This is a genomic window from Tenacibaculum sp. HL-MS23 (assembly GCF_032463465.1).
GTDB lineage: Bacteria > Bacteroidota > Bacteroidia > Flavobacteriales > Flavobacteriaceae > Polaribacter > Polaribacter bernardetii.
Genome location: NZ_CP135989.1, coordinates 976,342 through 995,409, shown reverse-complemented (window position 1 = coordinate 995,409; position 19,068 = coordinate 976,342). Strand labels below are relative to the sequence as shown.

Genomic DNA, 19,068 nt, shown 5'->3' with positions numbered 1-19,068 from the left:
TTTGAAAACTAAACTACTATTATTTGTAACTTTTTTAAGTTGCTTTAACATGTTCTCACAAGAGTTTATTGGCAAAGTAATGAATAAAAAAAACAAACATTTAGAGAACGTATACGTCTATAATGTTACTAGTAATAGCCATACGCATACCGAATTAAATGGAAAATTTGTGATTGATAAAGCTAAAGATGGAGATTTTGTAGAGTTTCGTCTTTTAGGATACGAAAAAAAAATAATACAATTAACCAAAAAAGACTTTAACAAAGCAAATGTCATAACCTTATCGATGAAGAGTTTTATGTTAGATGAAATGACATTGTCGAGTAAGCAAGACCCTTTGCAAAATTTTGTTAGAATAGATTTAGATAAGAAACCAGTAAGTTCTTCACAACAAATTTTACAAAAAGTACCAGGCCTTTTTATAGGCCAGCATGCTGGAGGAGGAAAGGCAGAGCAAATATTTTTAAGAGGTTTTGATATTGATCATGGTACCGATTTAGCATTATCTGTAGACGGAATACCAGTAAATATGGTTTCTCATGCGCACGGACAAGGATATAGCGATTTACATTTTTTAATTCCGGAAACAATAGAAAAAATAAACTTTGGTAAAGGACCATATCATGCTAGTAAAGGTGATTTTAATACTGCCGGTTATGTAGATTTTAAAACAAAGTCGTATTTAGATGAAAGTCAAATAGAAGTAGGAATAGGGCAGTTTAATACCTTTAGAACATTAGGAATGTTTAACCTTTTAGATAAGAACAGTACAGATAACGCTTATGTAGCGATAGAGTATTTGTCAACTGATGGTTTTGTAGAATCTCCTCAGAATTTTAGCAGAATCAATCTTTTTTCTAAATACAAAACGTTTTTAAAAGATAATAGCAGTTTGTCATTATCAGCATCGCACTTTACAAGTAAATGGGATGCATCGGGTCAAATTCCGGTAAGAGAAGTTGCTAATGGAAATATTACTCGATTTGGAAGTATCGATGATACTGAAGGAGGAACAACTTCTAGAACAAATATTAATTTAGAACATTCTAAAGTTTTAAAAAACGATGTAAATGTTATTTCTAACGTTTTCTATTCAAACTATAATTTTAACCTATTTTCTAACTTTACTTTTTTCTTAGATGATCCTATAAACGGTGATCAAATTAAACAAACAGAAAATAGAGATATTTATGGATTTAATACACAGTTTAAAAAGAAAACAAAGCTTTCTAACACACCTGTAACTGTAACTTTCGGAACAGGTTTAAGAGCAGATATAATTAATAATTTAGAGCTGTCACACACCTTACAAAGAAAACAAGTTTTAGATGAAATTCAGTTAGGAGCAGTGCATCAAACAAATTATTATTCTTTTTTAAATAGTGAATTTGAATTAGGTAAGTTTACAATAGCACCTGCTTTGCGTTTAGATTATTTAAATTTTTCATACAATGATTATTTGTTAGATGAATATAAAACATTTTCAAAATCAAAAGTAATTGTAAATCCTAAAGTAAGTATAACGTATACTCCCAATGCTAAAACTCAGTGGTTTTTAAAATCAGGAATTGGGTTTCATACAAATGATACTAGGGTAGTAGCTAAACAACCAAATAGAAAAACATTACCAAGAGCATACGGTTTAGATATAGGAAATGTATGGAAACCTACATCAAAAGTAGCAATAAACACCGCCTTATGGTTTTTATTATCTGAAGATGAATTGGTGTATGTTGGTGATGCGGGTATTATAGAACCTTCAGGAAAAACAGAACGTTTTGGATTAGACTTAGGGTTTAGATACCAAATAAACGAATGGTTGTATTTAAATAGTGATGCTACATTGACTAATGCAAAAAGCTTAGGAACACCATCAGGTGAAGATAATATACCATTGGCACCTATAGTTACTGTAACAGGAGGATTATCAGTAAATAATTTTAATAATTTTTCAGGAGGTATCGATTATAGATATTTAGGAGATAGACCTGCAAATGAAGATAATTCGATTGTAGCAGAAGGTTATTTTGTTACCGATGCAAATATTAGTTATAAGATGAATGATATAACGCTTGGTTTGGCTATCGATAATTTATTTGATGTAAACTGGAATGAGACACAGTTTGCAACAGAATCTAGATTACAGAACGAACCTAATTCAGTAGAAGAAATTCATTTTACACCTGGGACACCTTTTTCGGTAAAGGCATCAATAAGATATTCATTTTAAAGCATATAGTTGTTCGGGGGGACAATTATTAGCTGTTATCATTTTTTTTAGAAGGATTAGTGATAACAAAACATAGCCGCTTTAAGCGGCTATGTTCATTTTATGAAGTATATAACTAGTGTATTGTTTTAACAATTATTAATCTTTTAAGTAGCCCACAAACATCTTAAGTTCATAGCCTATATTAGTAAATAAAGGTTTTTAGACTATAATAAAACGATGTAATACTAGAAGAAATCAACAGAATACTAAAAGGAAAGATAGTCGTTGTGTAATTAAATACAATTAAGTGAAGGCAAATATGGAGTTATATACATTACTGTCTCTATAATTAAGCTATATAAGCAGGGTATTATTTTAATGCACATAAGTTTGTTGTAAATAAATATAGCCGCTTTTAAGCGGCTATATTTATGATGTATGTAAAGATTAATTAGACAGCTCCTAGCGTATATAATTGCTCTAAATTAGGAGATATACTACCACCTGCAGGTTCTAATGTAATACCAAATGCTTGAGATTCATTAGGATTGCTTATTGTAAACACTTTGTTTTTACTAGCTGTAAAATTATCTATAGTTCCTAAACTAGTAGGAGATAAAGGATCAAGTTTTAAAGACCATACTTGATATACTTTTCCTTTAGGAGGATCTGGTAATCCTTGTACATCTAAGTAAATGTTTTTTGTGTTTTTGTTCCAGTAAACCTTTGCATATGCTTCAGGAAGTACTTTTTGCCCTTGTAAAGGCACAGTAACAATATCTTTATCTCTTATTACTTTTAATAAGCTTTCGTTTTGCGCTAAATACGTATTCGATTTTTCTAATTGAATTTCAAACTGATCCTTTGCTTGATTAATTGTATCTAACTCGGCCTGTAAATTATTGTTTTTATTTATTGACAAAAGTAAAGTACTACCAATAATTAAAGTTGCTGCCCAACCAGCATAAGTAAGCCAATTATTTTTCGAAGTATTTAGCGGAATAACTTTGGTTGTGCGCTCTTTTTCTTGTAACATTTTAATTAAAATGTCTTTAAAAGAGTTCTTACTTTCTTTCGGAGCAACATGGGCTGTAAGAGAAGAAATTGATTTTTCTATTTCTCTTACTTCCTTTAAAATTTCTGGGTGCTCCATTATTAATTTATAAACTTGCTCATTTTCTTTTTCAGAAAGTGCGCCAGCAATATAAAGTTCTAGTGTACCAGATTCTATGTGTTTTTTTGCTTCCATTATTTAAGCATTATTCTTAATTCATTAATACAATTTCTGTTTCTCGTTTTAACGGTTCCTAAAGGCATGTCTAAGCTCTCTGAAACTTCTTTTTGCGTAAAACCTTTAAAATAAAGTAATTCAATTACCTTAACACAAGTGTCTTTTAACTTGTTAACAAAGTTTTTAATACCAATGGTATCAGTTCTTGAGTCTAAACTATCGTAAGTCTCTAATATATCTACGAAAATTTGAGCGTCAAGGTTTTTAGAACTGTTCTTAAAATTTTTAGATCGCGTTTTATCAATCGCGGCATTACGAGCAATATTGATAATCCATGTAAAGAAACGTCCTTTTTTTTGTGAATAAGAATCTACATTATTCCAAGCTTTAATAAAAACATCTTGTGTTACTTCTTCAGCAATTTCTCTATCTCTTACAATATTAAAAATAACACCTTCTACACTTTTATTATACATTTGATGCAGTTTTTCAAAAGCCTTTACATCCTTTTCTTTAAATTTTATAACAAGTTCTTCTAATTGCATTTTGTTGTTTTTTTAAGAGTTTTCTAAGGTACTTAAATTTAATTATTATCTATAACTTATTTAATAACGATATAGTTTTTTAAATATTATCGCATAATTTTATTAGGAAAAACAACAACGCTTTCATGCCCGTTTTGTCCTACAGATGCTACACCGAAGAAGAAGTTATCAATTACAATTCCGTCTAAAGTAAATTCAGTAGTCTCTACATATCTAGCATTATCCCAAGTAGGAGACGTGGTGTCTCTCCAATAAATTTTATAACCTTTAGCACCCTTAACTTTATTCCATTTTAATTTTGCAGAAGCTTCTACTATTCCGCCTATAGCAACTTCCTTCGGGCTAGGTGGAGCCAACGCTAAATTAGCCATTGTAATTGCGTTTACTGAGGTTAGTTTTTTTGCGTAACCAAAGTTTACATGTTTAAAAGTATCGCCATATTCTATGCCTTTTTCAATTCTTATATCTTGGTGTTGTTGTGTGTAGTTTTCATGAGCTTCCATAATTCTAATTCCTGCAAAACCTAAATCATTAAAAGGCCTGTGATGCCCGCCACGACCAAAACGATCTAATCTATAAATCATCATCGGATTCATTTCGGGCATATAGGTTTTTGTTGTTTTATGAATATATCTAGCTAATTGACGCGAAATACCATCAACCTCACCACCATAAAAACGACGCATTTTTCGTTGTCTTTCGGTTTCATTAGCAGGTACTGGTTCAGAAAAAATTCTAAAACTACGATTGTCAATTACGCCATCCACACCGGTAATATTACCAATCATATCATTATTTAAAACACCAATAATATCCCAACCTTGCTTTTTAGCATATTTAGCCAATCCTGCACCACCAAAAAGGCCTTGTTCTTCACCAGAAAGACCAACATACACAATACTACTTTCAAATTGATATTTACTTAAAACTCTAGCAGCTTCAATTGTACCGGCCATACCAGATGCGTTGTCGTTTGCACCAGGAGCATCGGTTGTAAAATCCATTGTATTACTTGCACGCGAATCAATATCACCGCTCATAATAACATATCTGTTAGGATATTTGGTTCCTTTTTGTATCGCTACAACATTTACAATCCAAGCATCATGAGGAACTCTTCTGTTGCCTTCTTTGGTAACGAAATCTTTCTGATACATTGTGTTTATGCAATTGTTACAATCGGTAGATATTTTATCGAATTCAGATTTTATCCAACGTCTTGCTGCGCCAATACCACGCGTGTTAGAAATGGTATCAGAAAAAGTATTTCTTGTACCAAACTCTGTAAGCGTTTTTATGTCCGCTTTAATTCTATCCGAAGAAATAGTATTTATAATATCGTAAATTTTAGCATCTGTTTGTGCTATTAGTGTTGAGGTAATTATAAAAAATAATAATGTTAGTTTTTTCATTTCAAATAAAAATTTAGGTTACTAAATTACAAAAACAAAAAAGAGAATGAAACATTGTTTCACTCTCTTTAAACATTATAAGATATTATATAGGTTTACTCGTTATCTAATTTTTTAGTAATGTTAAAGCCTGCAAATAAACCTACACCTGCCATAAGAAAAATCATTGCAGGGTAAACAGCGTCTTCATTAATAGATGTGTATGTATCGATTATTAATCCGAAGAAAATACCTAAGCCAATACCCATTAATAATAAGGCTAAGTTTAAAACGATGATTCTACCTGTTAATGTTGATTTTTTTCGTTCTCCTTGCATAAATATTTTGGCATCCACACCTTTTTCTATTAAAGCCAAGCGTTCTTTATTACGTGTTGAATAGAATAAATAAAAGATTCCGAATATTATTGCGAATAAGAACATAAATACAACTGCTACTTCCATATTTTTAATTTTAAATGATTATTTTTAATGTGTTTGCAAGTATGACCGTGTTATTAAAAAAAAGGTTACAGAAAAAATAAAAAACTTTTTTTAAAATTTATGTAACCTTTTAAAAGAATGCACTGTCAAAGAATAAAATGACTACTAACAACGACCAAACATATATTGATAAAGTATTAAAGGGTGATGCCAATGCATTTTCTACCTTAGTAGAGAGGTATAAAAATATGGTGTTTACTTTGGCTTTAAAAATGGTAAAGAATAGGGAAGAGGCTGAAGAGATTTCTCAGGATACGTTTATTAAAGCTTATAAAAATTTAAATAAGTTTAAAGGAGATTCAAAATTTTCTACCTGGCTTTATAAAATTGGTTACCGAACTTCTTTAGATAATTTAAAGAAGAATAAGGGTAAATATAATATTGACACGATAGACGAAATTACCATTAATAAAATCAAATCTACAGAAGGTATTTTAGAGAGCATTGAACGAAAAGAACGAGCAGAGGTAATAAATACTTGTATGCTAAGTTTACCTGAAGATGAAAGAGCTATTTTATGGATGTTTTATTTTGATGAATTAAGTTTAAAAGAAATTATTGAAGTAACAGATTTTTCGGAAGCAAACGTAAAAGTAAAATTACACAGAGCTAGAAAAAGTTTATTAAATATAGTAGAAAAGAAAGTAGAACCCGAATTAATTAATCATTATGGGAGAAAATAAAGACATAAAAAATCTTGATGCTTTTACTAAAAAGTACATCAAAGAAATAGAAATAGAGCGTCCGTCTGTAAATTTTACAACTAATTTGATGGATACAATATTGCAAAAAGAAAACATAGAGGTTTATAAATCTAAACCTTTAATTTCAACTAAAATATGGATTGTTCTTGTAGGTGTTTTAACGGCAAGTATTTTATATGTATCAAGGGGAAGCTCATTAAAATCGATTAAAATGCCTGAAATTAATTTAGGTTTTTTATCAGAAGTACAGATGCCAAACTTATTTGAAGGTCTTACCGTTTCTAATACAATGTTATATGCTTGTTTCTTTTTTACGATAATGTTTTTTGGACAAGTTTATATGCTTAAAAATTATTTTACCAAAGAATTGTAATTAGCATAAAAAATCCGCTTTGAGTTTTTCAAAGCGGATTTTTTATGATTTATTTTAATGTGCTAAAAACTACTTACTTTTAGCAATCCAAGTGTTAATTTTACTTTCTAATAAAGCTAAAGGAATACAGCCTGTTTCTAAAACCTGATTATGAAATTCTTTAATATCAAATGAAGGTCCTAACTTTTTTTAGCTTTGGCACGTAACTCGCGTATTTTTAACTGTCCGATTTTGTAGGACAATGCTTGCCCCGGGTTAGCCATATAACGCTCAATTTCAGATATAATACTTGCTTCGCCCTCAGCTTCATTATCTAATGAATATTGAATCGCTTTTTCACGACTCCAACCTTTTGCGTGCATTCCTGTATCAACAACCAAACGAATGGCTCTGTGCATTTCCATTCCTAACATTCCGAAATATTGATAAGGATCGGTGTATAAACCTAACTCTTTTCCTAAGTTTTCAGTATATAAAGCCCAACCTTCTCCATAAGCGCTATACCATAATGTTTTTCTAAAATCTGGTAAATCTTTATTTTCTTGTGTTAACGAAATTTGATAATGATGCCCCGGAATCGCTTCATGTAAAAATAATGCTTCATCAGAAAATACATTGTATTTTGTAGCATCCGGAATCGGTGTATAAAAAACACCAGGACGTGTTCCGTCTAAAGAACCTGGGTTATATTCTGCACTCGCAGAAGCTTCTCTAAATTTTTCGGTTTGTTTTACGATAAAGGCTGTTTTAGGCTTATTACCAAATAGTTTATCTAATTGCGGTTTCATTTTATTATGAATCGCATTAAAATTAGCAATAATTTGCTTTGGTGTGTTATAAGGCATTAAGGCTTTGTTTTCACGAACATCGTTAAAAAAATCCTTTAAAGTTCCTTTAAAACCAACTTGTTTTTTTACTTTTTCCATTTCAGATAAAATCCTTGCAACTTCAGTTAAACCTAAGTTATGAATTTCATCAGCGGTCATTTTTGTAGTTGTATAGTTTTTTATAGCATGTTGATAGTAAGCAATTCCGTTTGGTATTTCAGAAATTCCGCTACTTGCTCTACCTGCTTCTAAATAATCTGTAGCTAAAAAAGTATGCATTTTTTTAAAAACAGGAATCAATTTGTTTTCAAGAGTATTTATATATGCTTTTTTTAACATTTTTTTATCCGCTTCAGAAAATTTTGGTGGAAAATTTTTAATTGGTGTATAAAATAAATGCGCTTCAATTTTAGTTTCTGCTAATGATTTAAACTGCGGAATCACTTTTTTAATCAATGATTTAGGTAAAACATAACCCTCTTTAATTCCTTGTTGCATATTTTTTATAGCAGTTTGCAACCACTCATGAAAACCATTTAGCCTACTTAGCCAGTTCTCGTAATCTTTGGCTGTATCAAAAGGTTGTGCGCTGCTACCACTACCTAATTGCCCCATCGTTAAATTGATAGTCCACATTTGATTAATAGGCATTAAAGCATCATTTTTAAAACTATTTTGAGCTAAGGCCATGTCGCAATCCCAATCTAAAACAGCTTTACTCATTTGCTGACTTTTAGTTAAAGAATTGTCTTTAAAACTTACTAGTTTAGATTTGTATTTTTGATAAAAAACAGTGGTTTTTGTTTGGTGATTTTTAGATAAGGTATTCGGAAATTGATCATTAAACCGATTATTACCAGCAAAAGTAGCATCGATTGGTTTTAATTCTAGTTTTCCTTCATTGTACTCTTTTAATAAGGTATTAAAAGCGCTGTTTTCTTTAACAGGGATTGTAACTGAGTCTTTTTTATTTTGTTTACAAGAAGCAAGTAAAGTAGTAACAATTAAGATTGTTAAAAGAACCTTTTTCATAAATAGTTGTTTTTTTTGATTGTGAACAAATATACTTAATAAAAAAAGTTAGCAAAATAACATATGTTTATGAGAGTTGTTATAAATAAATTGGCTGGAGTTTAAAACTGTAAATACATAATATGATTCGGGTTTGAGTGTGTTGCAGATATTTGAAAATTAGTTTTTCCTATTATTTTAAATCCTACTTTTTCATAAAACTGAATTGCTTTTTTGTTTTCTACCCAAACGTTTAACCAAATTCCTGTTTGATTATTTTCCTTGCATAAGGCTACATTAAAATCAAATAATTTTTTACCGAGTCCTAAACCATAAAATTCCTCAAGTAAATACAGCCTACTCATATAAGTGATGTTTTTAGCAACAACATCTTTACAGGTTTTATTGAAGATTATTTTAGAATAGCCTGCAGTTTTGTTTTCATATTCTAACAAATAATATTCATTTTCTGCAGTCTCTAGTTCTTTTATAAAATCACTTTCTTTAAAGTTGTTAGCTACATAAGCATCCATATCTTTAGGCGGAGCAGAATGACCATGTGCAGTTAAAAAAGAAGGAACACTAATTTTAGAAAAAAGTTTTGCTTGTGTGCTGTTTGCTTTTGTTATTTTAATGATTTCTATTTTTTAAATTATATTATTGCTGTTGTTCTTCTAACATATCTAAATAAACATCTTCAACATGTTCACGAGCCCAGCGAGTTTTTCTTAAAAAACCTAAACTCGATTTCATGGTAGGATCGTGTTTAAAACAACGAATATTTACACGTTCAGCCAAATATTCCCAACCATAATGATCAACTAAACGTTCTAGAAGTTGCGCAAGTTTAACACCATGTAACGGATTGTTGAGTTGCTCTTCAGTAGCCTGTCTTCTGTTTTGCCTGTTAGGATTTTCTATATTTAATTGCTCGTTAGTTTTTGGCTTAAAATGGGTATTTGTAAGCTCTTCAGATTGTGTTGCTTTATTAATTGGATTGCTTTCTGTATCCATCACTGTTGTTTTATCTTAATACTGAACTACAAAAATAGAAACTTGTATTAGTAATTAAACTAGTTTAGTAGAATTTTTAAGAAGATTTACAAAAAAAACCTCTTTGAGTATACAAAGAGGCTGTTATGTTCTCGATACATTTTATTTTTAGCAAAAGCTTCAAAATAAAATACTCGACTGATATTAAGAGTATATGTAACTATAAATTTTACTTAATTAATTCGTAAGAACGCTTAATAAAGTTGGTTAAATCTTCACCATGTAAAAGGTTTTGAGATAACTTAGCTAAATCGAAAGCTTGCGTAATTAATCCTTTTTTCTTGTCTTCATCTGCATTTAAGATTTCAGAAACTAATGGGTGATTTGTATTTACAACTAAGTTATACATTTCAGGTAAATTACCCATTCCCATCATTCCACCTCCACCACCAGAAGCTTGCATTTCTTTCATACGACGCATAAACTCTGGTACAGTGATTAAGAAAGGAGAAGAAGAGGAATCCATAGATTCTAATTGAACAGTATATGTTTGAGATGCAATTACACCTTCAATAACTGGTTTTAACGTTTCTTTTTCTTCATCAGTTAATTTAGAGATAACAGCTTCGTCTTTTTTGATTAAATTATCAATAAAATCAGAATCTACCCTTGTAAACTGAACTTTAGATTCACCTGAAGTTTCTAGTTTTTGCATTAAGTGAGATACAATAGGAGAGTCTAAAACCACTACCTCATATCCTTTTGCAGTTGCATCCTGAATATAACTGTGTTGTGCTTCTTTATTTGAAGTGTATAAGATTATGTGATTACCATCTTTGTCAGTTTGAGCATCTTTTGTCTTCTCAATTAATTCATCAAAAGTGAAAAAAGTATCTGCAACTGTTGGGTATAAAGCAAATTTCTTAGCTTTATCAAAGAATTTATCTTCTGATAACATTCCGTATTCGATAATTACTTTAATATCGTTCCATTTTTGCTCAAAATCAGCACGATCTTTTTTATATAAAGAAGCTAATTTATCACCTACTTTTTTAGTAATGTAACCAGAAATTTTCTTCACTGCTCCGTCTGCTTGTAGGCCAGAGCGAGAAACGTTTAATGGAATATCTGGTGAGTCAATAACACCTTTTAACATTTGTAAAAAGTCTGGTACAATTCCTTCAACATTATCCGTTACATACACTTGGTTTTGATACAATTGGATTTTATCCTTTTGCATATCTAAGTTCTGTGTTAACTTAGGGAAGAATAAAATTCCTGTTAAGTTAAACGGGTAATCAACATTTAAGTGAATATGAAATAAAGACTCTTCAAATTGCATTGGATACAATTCTCTATAGAAGTTTGTATAATCTTCATCATTTAAATCTGCAGGAGCTTTCGTCCAAGCAGGGTTTGTATTATTGATGATGTTGTCAACCTCAATTTGTTTGTGAGGCTCAGTAGTTTCTTTACCTTCAGCATCGGTTGTTGTTTGTGGAGTAAAATCAGGATCGTTAACTTGTTTCGTTCCAAATTTAATTGGCACTTGGTTAAAACGATTGTATTTGTTAAGTAAACCACCAATTTTAGCCTCTTCTAAAAATTCTAAAGAATCTTCAGCAACATGTAAAATAATTTCAGTTCCTCTATCAGTTTTATCGTGAGCTTCTAAAGTAAATTCAGGAGAGCCATCACATGTCCAATGAGCAGCAGGGGCATCTTTAAATGATTTAGTAATTAACTCAACTTTTTCAGCAACCATAAAAGCAGAGTAAAAACCTAAACCAAAGTGTCCAATTACACCAGTTTCGTTTTTACCATCTTCATATTTATTTAAAAATTCTTCAGCTCCAGAAAAGGCAATTTGATTGATGTATTTTTCTACTTCATCAGCAGTCATACCTATACCTTGATCTTTAATCGTAATGGTTTTTGCTTCTTTATCAATACTTATTTCGATTTTAGCATCACCTAATTCGGTTTTTGCCTCACCGATTGCAATTAAATGCTTTAATTTAGTTGTTGCATCTGTTCCGTTAGATATTAACTCACGTAAAAAGATTTCGTGATCAGAATACAAGAATTTTTTAATCAGTGGAAATATATTTTCTACCGACACATTAATACTTCCTTTGCTCATAATTATATATTTTGTTTGATTTGTGTCTCATCGAGCGCAGTCGAGGTGTTCTCGATACTTATTTAATTTTCTTTTAAAAATCTGATAAAAAATTAAATACACTCGAACCAACAGTTCGTTTTCTATAGAGTAGTAGTCAAAAAAAATACCAAAATAAGTTTTGTGACAATATGGCATTTTTGTGCTAATAATGACTATCTTTTAAGGTAGTTTTATATCAAAGTAAAAATTACTATTTTTACAAGCTACAAATAAACAAACAACAAAAAGAATAACATAGCATATGTATAATTCAAAAATAACAGGATTAGGTTATTATGTGCCAGATAATGTGGTTACTAATAATGACTTAAAAGAGTTTATGGATACTTCGGATGAATGGATCCAGGAAAGAACAGGTATTAAAGAGCGTCGTTGGATAGACCCAAAAACAGGAGATACGACTGCTGTTATGGGAGCAAAAGCTTCTAGAATTGCAATTGAAAGAGCTGGGTTGACTAAAGATGACATCGATTTTATCATTTTTGCAACTTTAAGTCCTGATATGTATTTTCCTGGTGGGGGAGTACAAATACAAAATATGTTAGATATGCCAACTATTGGTGCGTTAGATGTGCGTAACCAATGTTCTGGTTTTATTTATGCAATGTCTGTTGCCGATCAGTTTATAAAAACAGGAATGTATAAAAACATTCTTGTAATTGGTGCAGAGAATCATTCAGGAGGTTTAGAAAAATCTACAAGAGGTAGAGGAGTTACTGTAATTTTTGGTGATGGAGCCGGAGCAGCAGTAATGTCTAGAAGTGAAGAGGAAGGAAAAGGAATTTTATCTTCTCACTTACATTCTGAAGGTAAACATGCAGAAGAATTAGCATTAATGGGACCTTCTACTAGTAGATGGGTACCTGAAATAATGGAAGCAAATGACCCTGAAGATGTTTCTTACTATCCGCACATGAATGGTCAATTTGTATTTAAACATGCTGTAGGTCGTTTTTCTGAAGCTATTATAGAAGGTTTAGAAGCAAATGGGTTAAAGAAAGAAGATATTGATATGTTAATTCCGCATCAAGCAAACTTACGTATCGCTCAGTTCATTCAAAAGAAGTTTCAATTGAGTGACGATAAAGTACATAACAATATTATGAAGTATGGTAATACTACCGCTGCTTCTGTAATTATTGCTTTAACTGAGGCTTGGGAGAAAGGAAAGATTAAAGAAAATGATTTAGTTGTATTGGCTGCCTTTGGTAGTGGATTTACTTGGGGATCGGTAGTGATCCGTTGGTAATATTAACTAATTATTGATAACAAAAAAACCGAAGCTAGTAGCTTTGGTTTTTTTGTTATTTAAATATTATTTTGCTTTTATGAGCTTCGATTATTTTACCCGAAATAACGCTTGGTTTTGGTAAACTACTTTGAAATTCGGTAAATAAATTGTATTATTATATAATAAAGATAAGTAATAGTAGTTTTTTTGTATTTCAATCATATAAACGTCTTAACAGACATATAATTCCTTATTTTTTTCCTCGCCTTAAAATTAATTTAAACTAATCTTCAACATTTATGAAACAACATACATTAGTTATCGGAGCTTCTTTAAATCCTACGAGATATTCAAATATTGCTATTAAAAGATTGGCTGATAAAGGAATAAAAACATCAGCAATTGGTTTAAGAAGTGGCAGTGTAATCGGTGTTGCTGTAGAAACAGAAAAAGTACCATTTAAAGCGATAGACACTGTTACATTATATTTAAATTCAGAAAGGCAGAAAGAATATTATGAATATATAGTATCTCTAAAACCACGTAGAGTTATTTTTAATCCAGGTACTGAGAATACTGAGTTTTATAAACTTTTAAAAGAAAACGAAATCAAATCGGAAGTAGCTTGTACGCTGGTTTTATTATCAACCAATCAGTATTAATTTAAAATTGAAACAGGAGCCGTATTTGTAGAATATAACTTACCAGCTTCGGCTAATTCTACATTTTTAAAAATGGTTTGCGCCTCTTTTTTAAAGTCTTCTATGTTTTGGTATCTACTAGAATAATGGCCAACAATCAACTTAGTAGCATTTGCTTGATTGGCTATAGAAGCAGCTTGCTCTGCAGTAGAATGCTTGGTTCTTTCGCACAGATCTTCTCTGTTTTTTAAAAATGTAGCTTCATGATATAGTAAATCAACATTTTTAATAATAGGAACTATGTTTGGTTTGTAAACAGTATCACTACAAAAAGCAAAGCTTTTGGATTTAGGAGGATTTAACGTTAATTCTGAATTTGGAATGATTTTACCCGTAGATAACACAAAATCTTTTCCTGCCTTAATATTATGATAATCACAAGTGTCTATTTCCTTGTACTCCTCTATTTTACCTATGTGTAATTTTCTTGGTTTTTCTTTTTCTCGGAACAAAAATCCGTTAGTATAAACTCTGTGATCTAAAGGAATAGTGTGTACAGAAACCTTATCATCTTCAAAAATTAATTCACTTTCATTAGATACCAATTCGTGAAAATGAATATGATATTTTGTCCAAGATTTAGATAGCTTTAACTGAAGCGTAGTAACTTCTTTGATTCCTTTTGGACCATAAATATGCAGGTCTTTCTCTCGGTTTAAAATACCAAAAGTAGAAATAAGGCCTATAAGGCCGAAAAAATGATCACCGTGTAAGTGAGATATAAAAATATGATTGATTTTAGAAAAACCAACTTTATATTTTCGCATTTGTCTTTGTGTACCTTCACCACAATCGATTAAAAAATGACGATTGTTAATTTCTAAATATTGGGATGTAGGGTGTGCATTTACTCTAGGAGTAGCAGAATGACAACCTAAAATAGTTAAATTTAAACTCATTTATTTAATTACAAAGCGTTTAGAAATTACTTCTTTGTTACTTTGAATTGCATATATGTACATACCTGATTTTAAATCATTACGTTGAAAGGGAATAGAATTACGCCCGTTACGAACTTTAATTTCTTTCGAATACACAGTTTTACCTAGTACATTTCTAATAGTTAAAATTACAGTTTGATTTACTTTAGAATTAACAAAAATAGTAGTGTTGTTAATAAAAGGATTTGGAGAAGCAACTAATTTATCTATAGATTTTTGCTGAGAAAAACTAGATAATGTCACTAATAAGAATAGAAAGAGTACTTTTTTTACCATATGTATTCATTTAGGGGGCAATAAATATAAGGTTAAAAACCTAAATCGCGTTGTATATTTTCCATTTCAATAACATCTTCGGCTTCAATTAATGTAGGCACAATGTTAAATGTTTCTGGATAATCATCAATATTTACATCCTTTAGTACTATTACAAAAGATGTACCATTTTTTTGATGTTCATCAGCGAATACCAAAAATAGCAAAATATTTTCTCTAGTAATGCTAAAATTATGCGAAATTTGAATAATAAGGTGTTTTTCCCCGTATTTAATATGTTCTTTTTTAAACTCAGAGAAGAATTCTAAAAAAGTGTTCTCGTCAGAATTAATTAAAATATAATTAATTTTATCTTCTATTTTCATTCTTATCTTTTTATTTGTTGCGCTAATAAATATATAACGGCCATACGCACTGCAACTCCGTTTTCTACTTGATTTAATATAATAGATTGGTTACTATCGGCAACATCACTTGTTAATTCTACACCACGATTTATAGGTCCTGGATGCATAATTACAATTTCTTTATTAAGGCTGTTTAGTATTTCTTTATTGATACCAAAAAGTTGTGTGTACTCTCTTGTTGATGGAAAATATTTAATATCCATTCGTTCATGTTGTACGCGTAAAACATTGGCTACATCACACCATTCTAGGGCTTTTTTTAAGTTTGTTTCAACCTCAACACCTAAGCTAGAAATATATTTAGGAATTAAAGTAGTTGGTCCACAAACTTTAACCTTAGCGCCTTGTAATTGCAATGCAAATATATTAGAAAGTGCTACTCGCGAGTGTAAAACATCACCAACGATTACGATTTTTTTACCTTTTAGATTACTGTTTAAAGCTTCTCGCATAGAAAAACTATCTAACAATGCTTGTGTTGGATGTTCGTGAGTTCCGTCACCGGCGTTAATAATTTTAGCATCTACATGCCTCGATAAAAAAATACCAGCACCAACACTTGCATGACGCATTACAACAATATCAACTTTCATGGCTAATATATTGTTAACAGTATCTATTAGAGTTTCTCCTTTTTTTACAGATGATTGCGCTGCAGAAAAGTTAATTACATCGGCTGATAAACGTTTTTCAGCTAATTCGAAAGATAATTTTGTACGTGTACTATTTTCAAAAAATAAATTAGCAATTGTAATATCTCGAAGAGAAGGAACTTTTTTAATGGGTCTATTTATAACTTCTTTAAAATGAGAAGCAGTTTCAAAAATAAGCTCTAAATCAGTTTTGTTTAGGTATTTTATACCTAATAAATTTTCAACACTTAACTGCTTCATCTTAGTTTGTTTTTATAATCATAACTAATCATCAAGCTTAGTAGGCTTGGTTTCTAGATATATTGTATCTTTTTTGTGAGTCTCTTGCCAATTAACAACAACTTTTTCTTCATTAATAGCATCTACTTGTCTACCTCTATAATTAGGTTGAATTGGTAAATGGCGACTAAAACGACGATCTATTAACACTAGCAATTCAATATTCTCTGGCCTTCCGTATGATTGAATAGCTGTTAAAGCACTTCGTACACTTCTACCAGAATATAATACATCATCAATAATAACTACTTTTTTATCTTCAATTAAAAAATCAATTTGAGTAGAGGTTGCTTCTAATGGCGCATTTCTTCTACGAAAATCATCACGATAAAAAGTAATATCTAACAAACCTAGTTTAAGGTCTTTAATATTGTATTCTTCGGTTAATAATTTTGTTAATCGTTTTGCTAAAAAAGTACCTCTAGGTTGTAGACCTATCAAAACGGTATTAGAAAAGTCGTTGTGGTTTTCGATTAACTGACAGGCTAATCGATGCAGAATAATTTCAATTTCTTTTGAAGTAAGTAGTGTTTTCCTGCTCATGTTTTGCTATCAAATTGGTATGATAGTTCATTGTTCAAAAATAAAGTAAAAAAAACAGCGAACAAAATTAAACTTGATGAAACATAAAACTATATGAATAAAATTATCTTTACATTTGCCAACTTTTACAATAGCCGAAAATATTATGATGAAATACCTTAAGAATAAGAAACTTAACATTAAAGACGATACCTTAGCAGGTATAACAGTTTCTTTAGCAATGATACCAGAAGTAGTAGCTTTTGCATTTGTTGCCCAAATTAGTCCAATAGTAGCATTATTTGGTGCATTTGTGGTAGGAATAATCTCTGCCATTTTTGGTGGTAGACCAGGACTTATTTCTGGGGCAGCAGGAGCTGTAGCAGTTATTTTTGTAACGATGATACAAGAAGGACATGCAAAAGGTCTTTTATTTGATAATCCTGTAGAAAATATGGGATACTTTTATTTGCTAGCAGCTGTGGTTTTAATGGGAGTCATACAGGTACTAGCAGGAGTTTTTAAACTTGGTAAATTTGTACGTTTAATTCCGCATTCTGTAATGATGGGATTTGTAAACGGATTGGCAATTGTTATTTTTATGGCGCAATTGGGAATGTTTACTGAAAATAAAAAAGATTTTTTCGGACAAAATATGCGTAAAACCGAATCGAAAGAGTTGGTTTATAATGTAACAGATAATCAAGTTAAGGATTTAAATTCCGATACTATTTTATTTACTATTGATGGAAATTCAGTAAAAAATAATAATACAAACGAACAAGCTTTTTTCATTTCAGAAGGTCAGGTTTTTGATACCAAAACAAAAAAAGTTGTTTTTAATGTATCAGAAGAAGGGTTTTATTCGGTAAAAGATAGCGGAGTTGTAAAATCAACCATGCAAGGAGAAAAACTTTATACAATGATTGGGCTCGTTTTATTAACGATGCTTATTGTATGGGGATTACCAAAACTAACAACTAAAATACCAGCAGCATTAACGGCTATTTTAATTGTTACATTAATATCAATCTTTAGTGGTTTAAGTTCTATTAATGTTGGTGATTTTATTAGAGATGGTGGTGGCGCCGGTTTAAATGGTATTGATGAAATATCAAAAAAATTAAATTTATTAGAACTTTGGAGTAACCTTCCTTTTAATTTAGATACGCTTAAATTTATAGCACCTTATGCCTTTTTAGCAGCATCTGTTGGTTTGATAGAAACTTTAATGACTATGAACTTAGTAGATGAGTTAACAGATAGTAGAGGTAACGGAAATAAAGAATGTGTTGCACAAGGAGCAGGAAATATTGTAAGTGGTGTATTTGGTGGAACTGGAGGTTGTGGTATGATTGGTCAAACAGTTATTAATATCAACGCTGGTGGTAGAGGAAGATTATCAGGAGTAATGATGTCATTAACCTTATTAACCTTTATTTTATTTGCTGATAAATATATAGAGCAAGTGCCAATTGCAGCTTTAGTAGGAGTAATGTTTATGATGGTTATTGAAACTTTCGCATGGTCTAGCTTTAGAATTATGAAAAAAATTCCGGTTTCAGATGCATTTGTATTGGTAATCGTATCTGCAGTTACGGTATTTTTCGATTTAGCAATAGCTGTTTTTGTAGGGGTAATTATATCAGCTTTATCTTTTGCCTGGACAAGTGCTAAGAAAATTAGAGCTAGAAAAAGAATGAAAGCAGACGGAACAAAAGTGTACGAAATATGGGGACCTTTATTCTTTGGAAGTATTACAGCTTTTAACGGTAAATTTGATATTAAAAATGATCCTGAGAAAATAGAAATTGACTTTGTTGAATCTAGAGTTTCAGATCATTCGGCAATTGAAGCTATTTTTGGTTTGGTTGAAAAGTATCAAGCGGCAGGTAAAAAAGTTACTTTAAAACATTTAAGTGAAGATTGTAAGATATTGCTTTATAAAGCGAGCCCTATTTTTACAGGAGTTATAGAAGAAGGTGTTGAGGATCCTCGTTATCATTTAGCGGCGAATCCAGAAGATTTTCCGAAACCTTTATCAGAATATAAATTCTAAATAAAAAATCCCGCAATTGCGGGA

Annotated in this window: 18 protein-coding genes and 1 pseudogene; 6 read left to right on the top strand and 13 right to left on the bottom strand. The window is 30.7% G+C overall.

Annotated features, from left to right (window positions below; genetic code table 11):
• Position 1 precedes the first annotated feature (1 nt).
• A complete protein-coding gene (locus RRF68_RS04580; RefSeq protein ID WP_315945153.1) occupies positions 2-2,230 on the top strand; it encodes a TonB-dependent receptor in 2,229 nt (742 codons plus the stop codon).
• Between the two features lie 433 nt (positions 2,231-2,663).
• On the opposite strand, the gene RRF68_RS04575 is transcribed toward RRF68_RS04580, so the two are convergent.
• The 4 genes from RRF68_RS04575 to RRF68_RS04560 all read right to left on the bottom strand — a co-directional run bounded on the left by RRF68_RS04575 (position 2,664) and on the right by RRF68_RS04560 (position 5,843).
• Entirely contained in the window at positions 2,664-3,461 is a 798-nt protein-coding gene (locus tag RRF68_RS04575) for an anti-sigma factor (protein WP_315945152.1), read from the bottom strand.
• Positions 3,461-3,988, bottom strand: a complete 528-nt coding sequence (locus tag RRF68_RS04570; RefSeq protein WP_218773296.1) for an RNA polymerase sigma factor — start codon at positions 3,986-3,988, stop codon at positions 3,461-3,463. Before RRF68_RS04570 ends, RRF68_RS04575 begins: the two co-directional genes overlap by 1 nt.
• Positions 3,989-4,074: 86 nt before the next feature.
• Complete coding sequence (locus tag RRF68_RS04565; protein WP_315945151.1) at positions 4,075-5,400, bottom strand: M28 family metallopeptidase; 1,326 nt, start codon at positions 5,398-5,400, stop codon at positions 4,075-4,077.
• Positions 5,401-5,495: 95 nt separating this feature from the next.
• Positions 5,496-5,843 (bottom strand): DUF6249 domain-containing protein, encoded by a 348-nt coding sequence (locus RRF68_RS04560; RefSeq protein WP_218773294.1) that lies wholly within the window; start codon positions 5,841-5,843, stop codon positions 5,496-5,498.
• A 137-nt stretch (positions 5,844-5,980) separates the two neighbouring features.
• Here RRF68_RS04560 and RRF68_RS04555 point away from each other — a divergent pair, with 137 nt between their 5' ends.
• Both RRF68_RS04555 and RRF68_RS04550 read left to right on the top strand, forming a co-directional pair.
• Positions 5,981-6,565 carry an RNA polymerase sigma factor gene (locus RRF68_RS04555; protein ID WP_315945150.1) on the top strand — a complete coding sequence of 195 codons (585 nt, stop codon included), beginning with the start codon at positions 5,981-5,983 and terminating at the stop codon, positions 6,563-6,565.
• On the top strand, positions 6,552-6,959 hold the full coding sequence (locus RRF68_RS04550) for a hypothetical protein (protein WP_275316359.1): 408 nt from the start codon (positions 6,552-6,554) through the stop codon (positions 6,957-6,959). Before RRF68_RS04555 ends, RRF68_RS04550 begins: the two co-directional genes overlap by 14 nt.
• A 69-nt stretch (positions 6,960-7,028) precedes the next feature.
• Here RRF68_RS04550 and RRF68_RS04545 read toward each other — a convergent pair.
• The 4 genes and pseudogenes from RRF68_RS04545 to htpG all read right to left on the bottom strand — a co-directional run bounded on the left by RRF68_RS04545 (position 7,029) and on the right by htpG (position 11,933).
• A pseudogene (locus RRF68_RS04545) lies at positions 7,029-8,818 on the bottom strand (DUF885 domain-containing protein).
• A 101-nt stretch (positions 8,819-8,919) separates the two neighbouring features.
• The gene (locus RRF68_RS04540; protein WP_315945149.1) at positions 8,920-9,330 is read right to left on the bottom strand and encodes a GNAT family N-acetyltransferase; all 411 of its coding nucleotides are present in this window, start codon (positions 9,328-9,330) and stop codon (positions 8,920-8,922) included.
• 124 nt (positions 9,331-9,454) lie between these two features.
• Complete coding sequence (locus tag RRF68_RS04535) at positions 9,455-9,718, bottom strand: VF530 family DNA-binding protein (protein ID WP_410016840.1); 264 nt, start codon at positions 9,716-9,718, stop codon at positions 9,455-9,457.
• Between the two features lie 301 nt (positions 9,719-10,019).
• Complete coding sequence (htpG, locus tag RRF68_RS04530) at positions 10,020-11,933, bottom strand: molecular chaperone HtpG (RefSeq protein WP_315945147.1); 1,914 nt, start codon at positions 11,931-11,933, stop codon at positions 10,020-10,022.
• A gap of 283 nt (positions 11,934-12,216) precedes the next feature.
• Between htpG and RRF68_RS04525 the strand changes: the two genes are divergently transcribed.
• Both RRF68_RS04525 and RRF68_RS04520 read left to right on the top strand, forming a co-directional pair.
• Positions 12,217-13,224 carry a 3-oxoacyl-ACP synthase III family protein gene (locus tag RRF68_RS04525; RefSeq protein WP_218773289.1) on the top strand — a complete coding sequence of 336 codons (1,008 nt, stop codon included), beginning with the start codon at positions 12,217-12,219 and terminating at the stop codon, positions 13,222-13,224.
• Positions 13,225-13,505: 281 nt separating this feature from the next.
• Entirely contained in the window at positions 13,506-13,868 is a 363-nt protein-coding gene (locus RRF68_RS04520) for a CoA-binding protein (protein ID WP_218773288.1), read from the top strand.
• On the opposite strand, the gene RRF68_RS04515 is transcribed toward RRF68_RS04520, so the two are convergent.
• The 5 genes from RRF68_RS04515 to pyrR are packed head-to-tail and all read right to left on the bottom strand — an operon-like array spanning position 13,865 to position 17,006.
• Positions 13,865-14,806, bottom strand: coding sequence for a ribonuclease Z (locus tag RRF68_RS04515; protein WP_275316367.1), 942 nt, complete (start codon positions 14,804-14,806; stop codon positions 13,865-13,867). The genes RRF68_RS04520 and RRF68_RS04515 overlap by 4 nt on opposite strands.
• Complete coding sequence (locus RRF68_RS04510) at positions 14,807-15,124, bottom strand: T9SS type A sorting domain-containing protein (RefSeq protein WP_218773286.1); 318 nt, start codon at positions 15,122-15,124, stop codon at positions 14,807-14,809.
• 32 nt (positions 15,125-15,156) lie between these two features.
• Positions 15,157-15,489 (bottom strand): hypothetical protein, encoded by a 333-nt coding sequence (locus RRF68_RS04505; RefSeq protein ID WP_218773285.1) that lies wholly within the window; start codon positions 15,487-15,489, stop codon positions 15,157-15,159.
• Between the two features lie 2 nt (positions 15,490-15,491).
• Entirely contained in the window at positions 15,492-16,424 is a 933-nt protein-coding gene (locus RRF68_RS04500; protein ID WP_315945146.1) for an aspartate carbamoyltransferase catalytic subunit, read from the bottom strand.
• 24 nt (positions 16,425-16,448) lie between these two features.
• Positions 16,449-17,006, bottom strand: coding sequence for a bifunctional pyr operon transcriptional regulator/uracil phosphoribosyltransferase PyrR (gene pyrR / locus RRF68_RS04495; protein WP_218773283.1), 558 nt, complete (start codon positions 17,004-17,006; stop codon positions 16,449-16,451).
• Between the two features lie 145 nt (positions 17,007-17,151).
• Between pyrR and RRF68_RS04490 the strand changes: the two genes are divergently transcribed.
• The gene (locus tag RRF68_RS04490) at positions 17,152-19,044 is read left to right on the top strand and encodes a SulP family inorganic anion transporter (protein ID WP_218773282.1); all 1,893 of its coding nucleotides are present in this window, start codon (positions 17,152-17,154) and stop codon (positions 19,042-19,044) included.
• Positions 19,045-19,068: the final 24 nt, after the last annotated feature.

Coding starts and splice junctions, on each gene's coding strand:
- htpG (WP_315945147.1), bottom strand. CDS start 11,933: ATGAGCAAAGGAAGTATTAATGTGTCGGTAGAAAATATATTTCCACTG.
- RRF68_RS04510 (WP_218773286.1), bottom strand. CDS start 15,124: ATGGTAAAAAAAGTACTCTTTCTATTCTTATTAGTGACATTATCTAGT.
- RRF68_RS04550 (WP_275316359.1), top strand. CDS start 6,552: ATGGGAGAAAATAAAGACATAAAAAATCTTGATGCTTTTACTAAAAAG.
- RRF68_RS04555 (WP_315945150.1), top strand. CDS start 5,981: ATGACTACTAACAACGACCAAACATATATTGATAAAGTATTAAAGGGT.
- RRF68_RS04515 (WP_275316367.1), bottom strand. CDS start 14,806: ATGAGTTTAAATTTAACTATTTTAGGTTGTCATTCTGCTACTCCTAGA.
- RRF68_RS04525 (WP_218773289.1), top strand. CDS start 12,217: ATGTATAATTCAAAAATAACAGGATTAGGTTATTATGTGCCAGATAAT.
- RRF68_RS04540 (WP_315945149.1), bottom strand. CDS start 9,330: ATGGATGCTTATGTAGCTAACAACTTTAAAGAAAGTGATTTTATAAAA.
- RRF68_RS04505 (WP_218773285.1), bottom strand. CDS start 15,489: ATGAAAATAGAAGATAAAATTAATTATATTTTAATTAATTCTGACGAG.
- RRF68_RS04500 (WP_315945146.1), bottom strand. CDS start 16,424: ATGAAGCAGTTAAGTGTTGAAAATTTATTAGGTATAAAATACCTAAAC.
- RRF68_RS04570 (WP_218773296.1), bottom strand. CDS start 3,988: ATGCAATTAGAAGAACTTGTTATAAAATTTAAAGAAAAGGATGTAAAG.
- RRF68_RS04565 (WP_315945151.1), bottom strand. CDS start 5,400: ATGAAAAAACTAACATTATTATTTTTTATAATTACCTCAACACTAATA.
- RRF68_RS04560 (WP_218773294.1), bottom strand. CDS start 5,843: ATGGAAGTAGCAGTTGTATTTATGTTCTTATTCGCAATAATATTCGGA.
- pyrR (WP_218773283.1), bottom strand. CDS start 17,006: ATGAGCAGGAAAACACTACTTACTTCAAAAGAAATTGAAATTATTCTG.
- RRF68_RS04575 (WP_315945152.1), bottom strand. CDS start 3,461: ATGGAAGCAAAAAAACACATAGAATCTGGTACACTAGAACTTTATATT.
- RRF68_RS04520 (WP_218773288.1), top strand. CDS start 13,506: ATGAAACAACATACATTAGTTATCGGAGCTTCTTTAAATCCTACGAGA.
- RRF68_RS04490 (WP_218773282.1), top strand. CDS start 17,152: ATGATGAAATACCTTAAGAATAAGAAACTTAACATTAAAGACGATACC.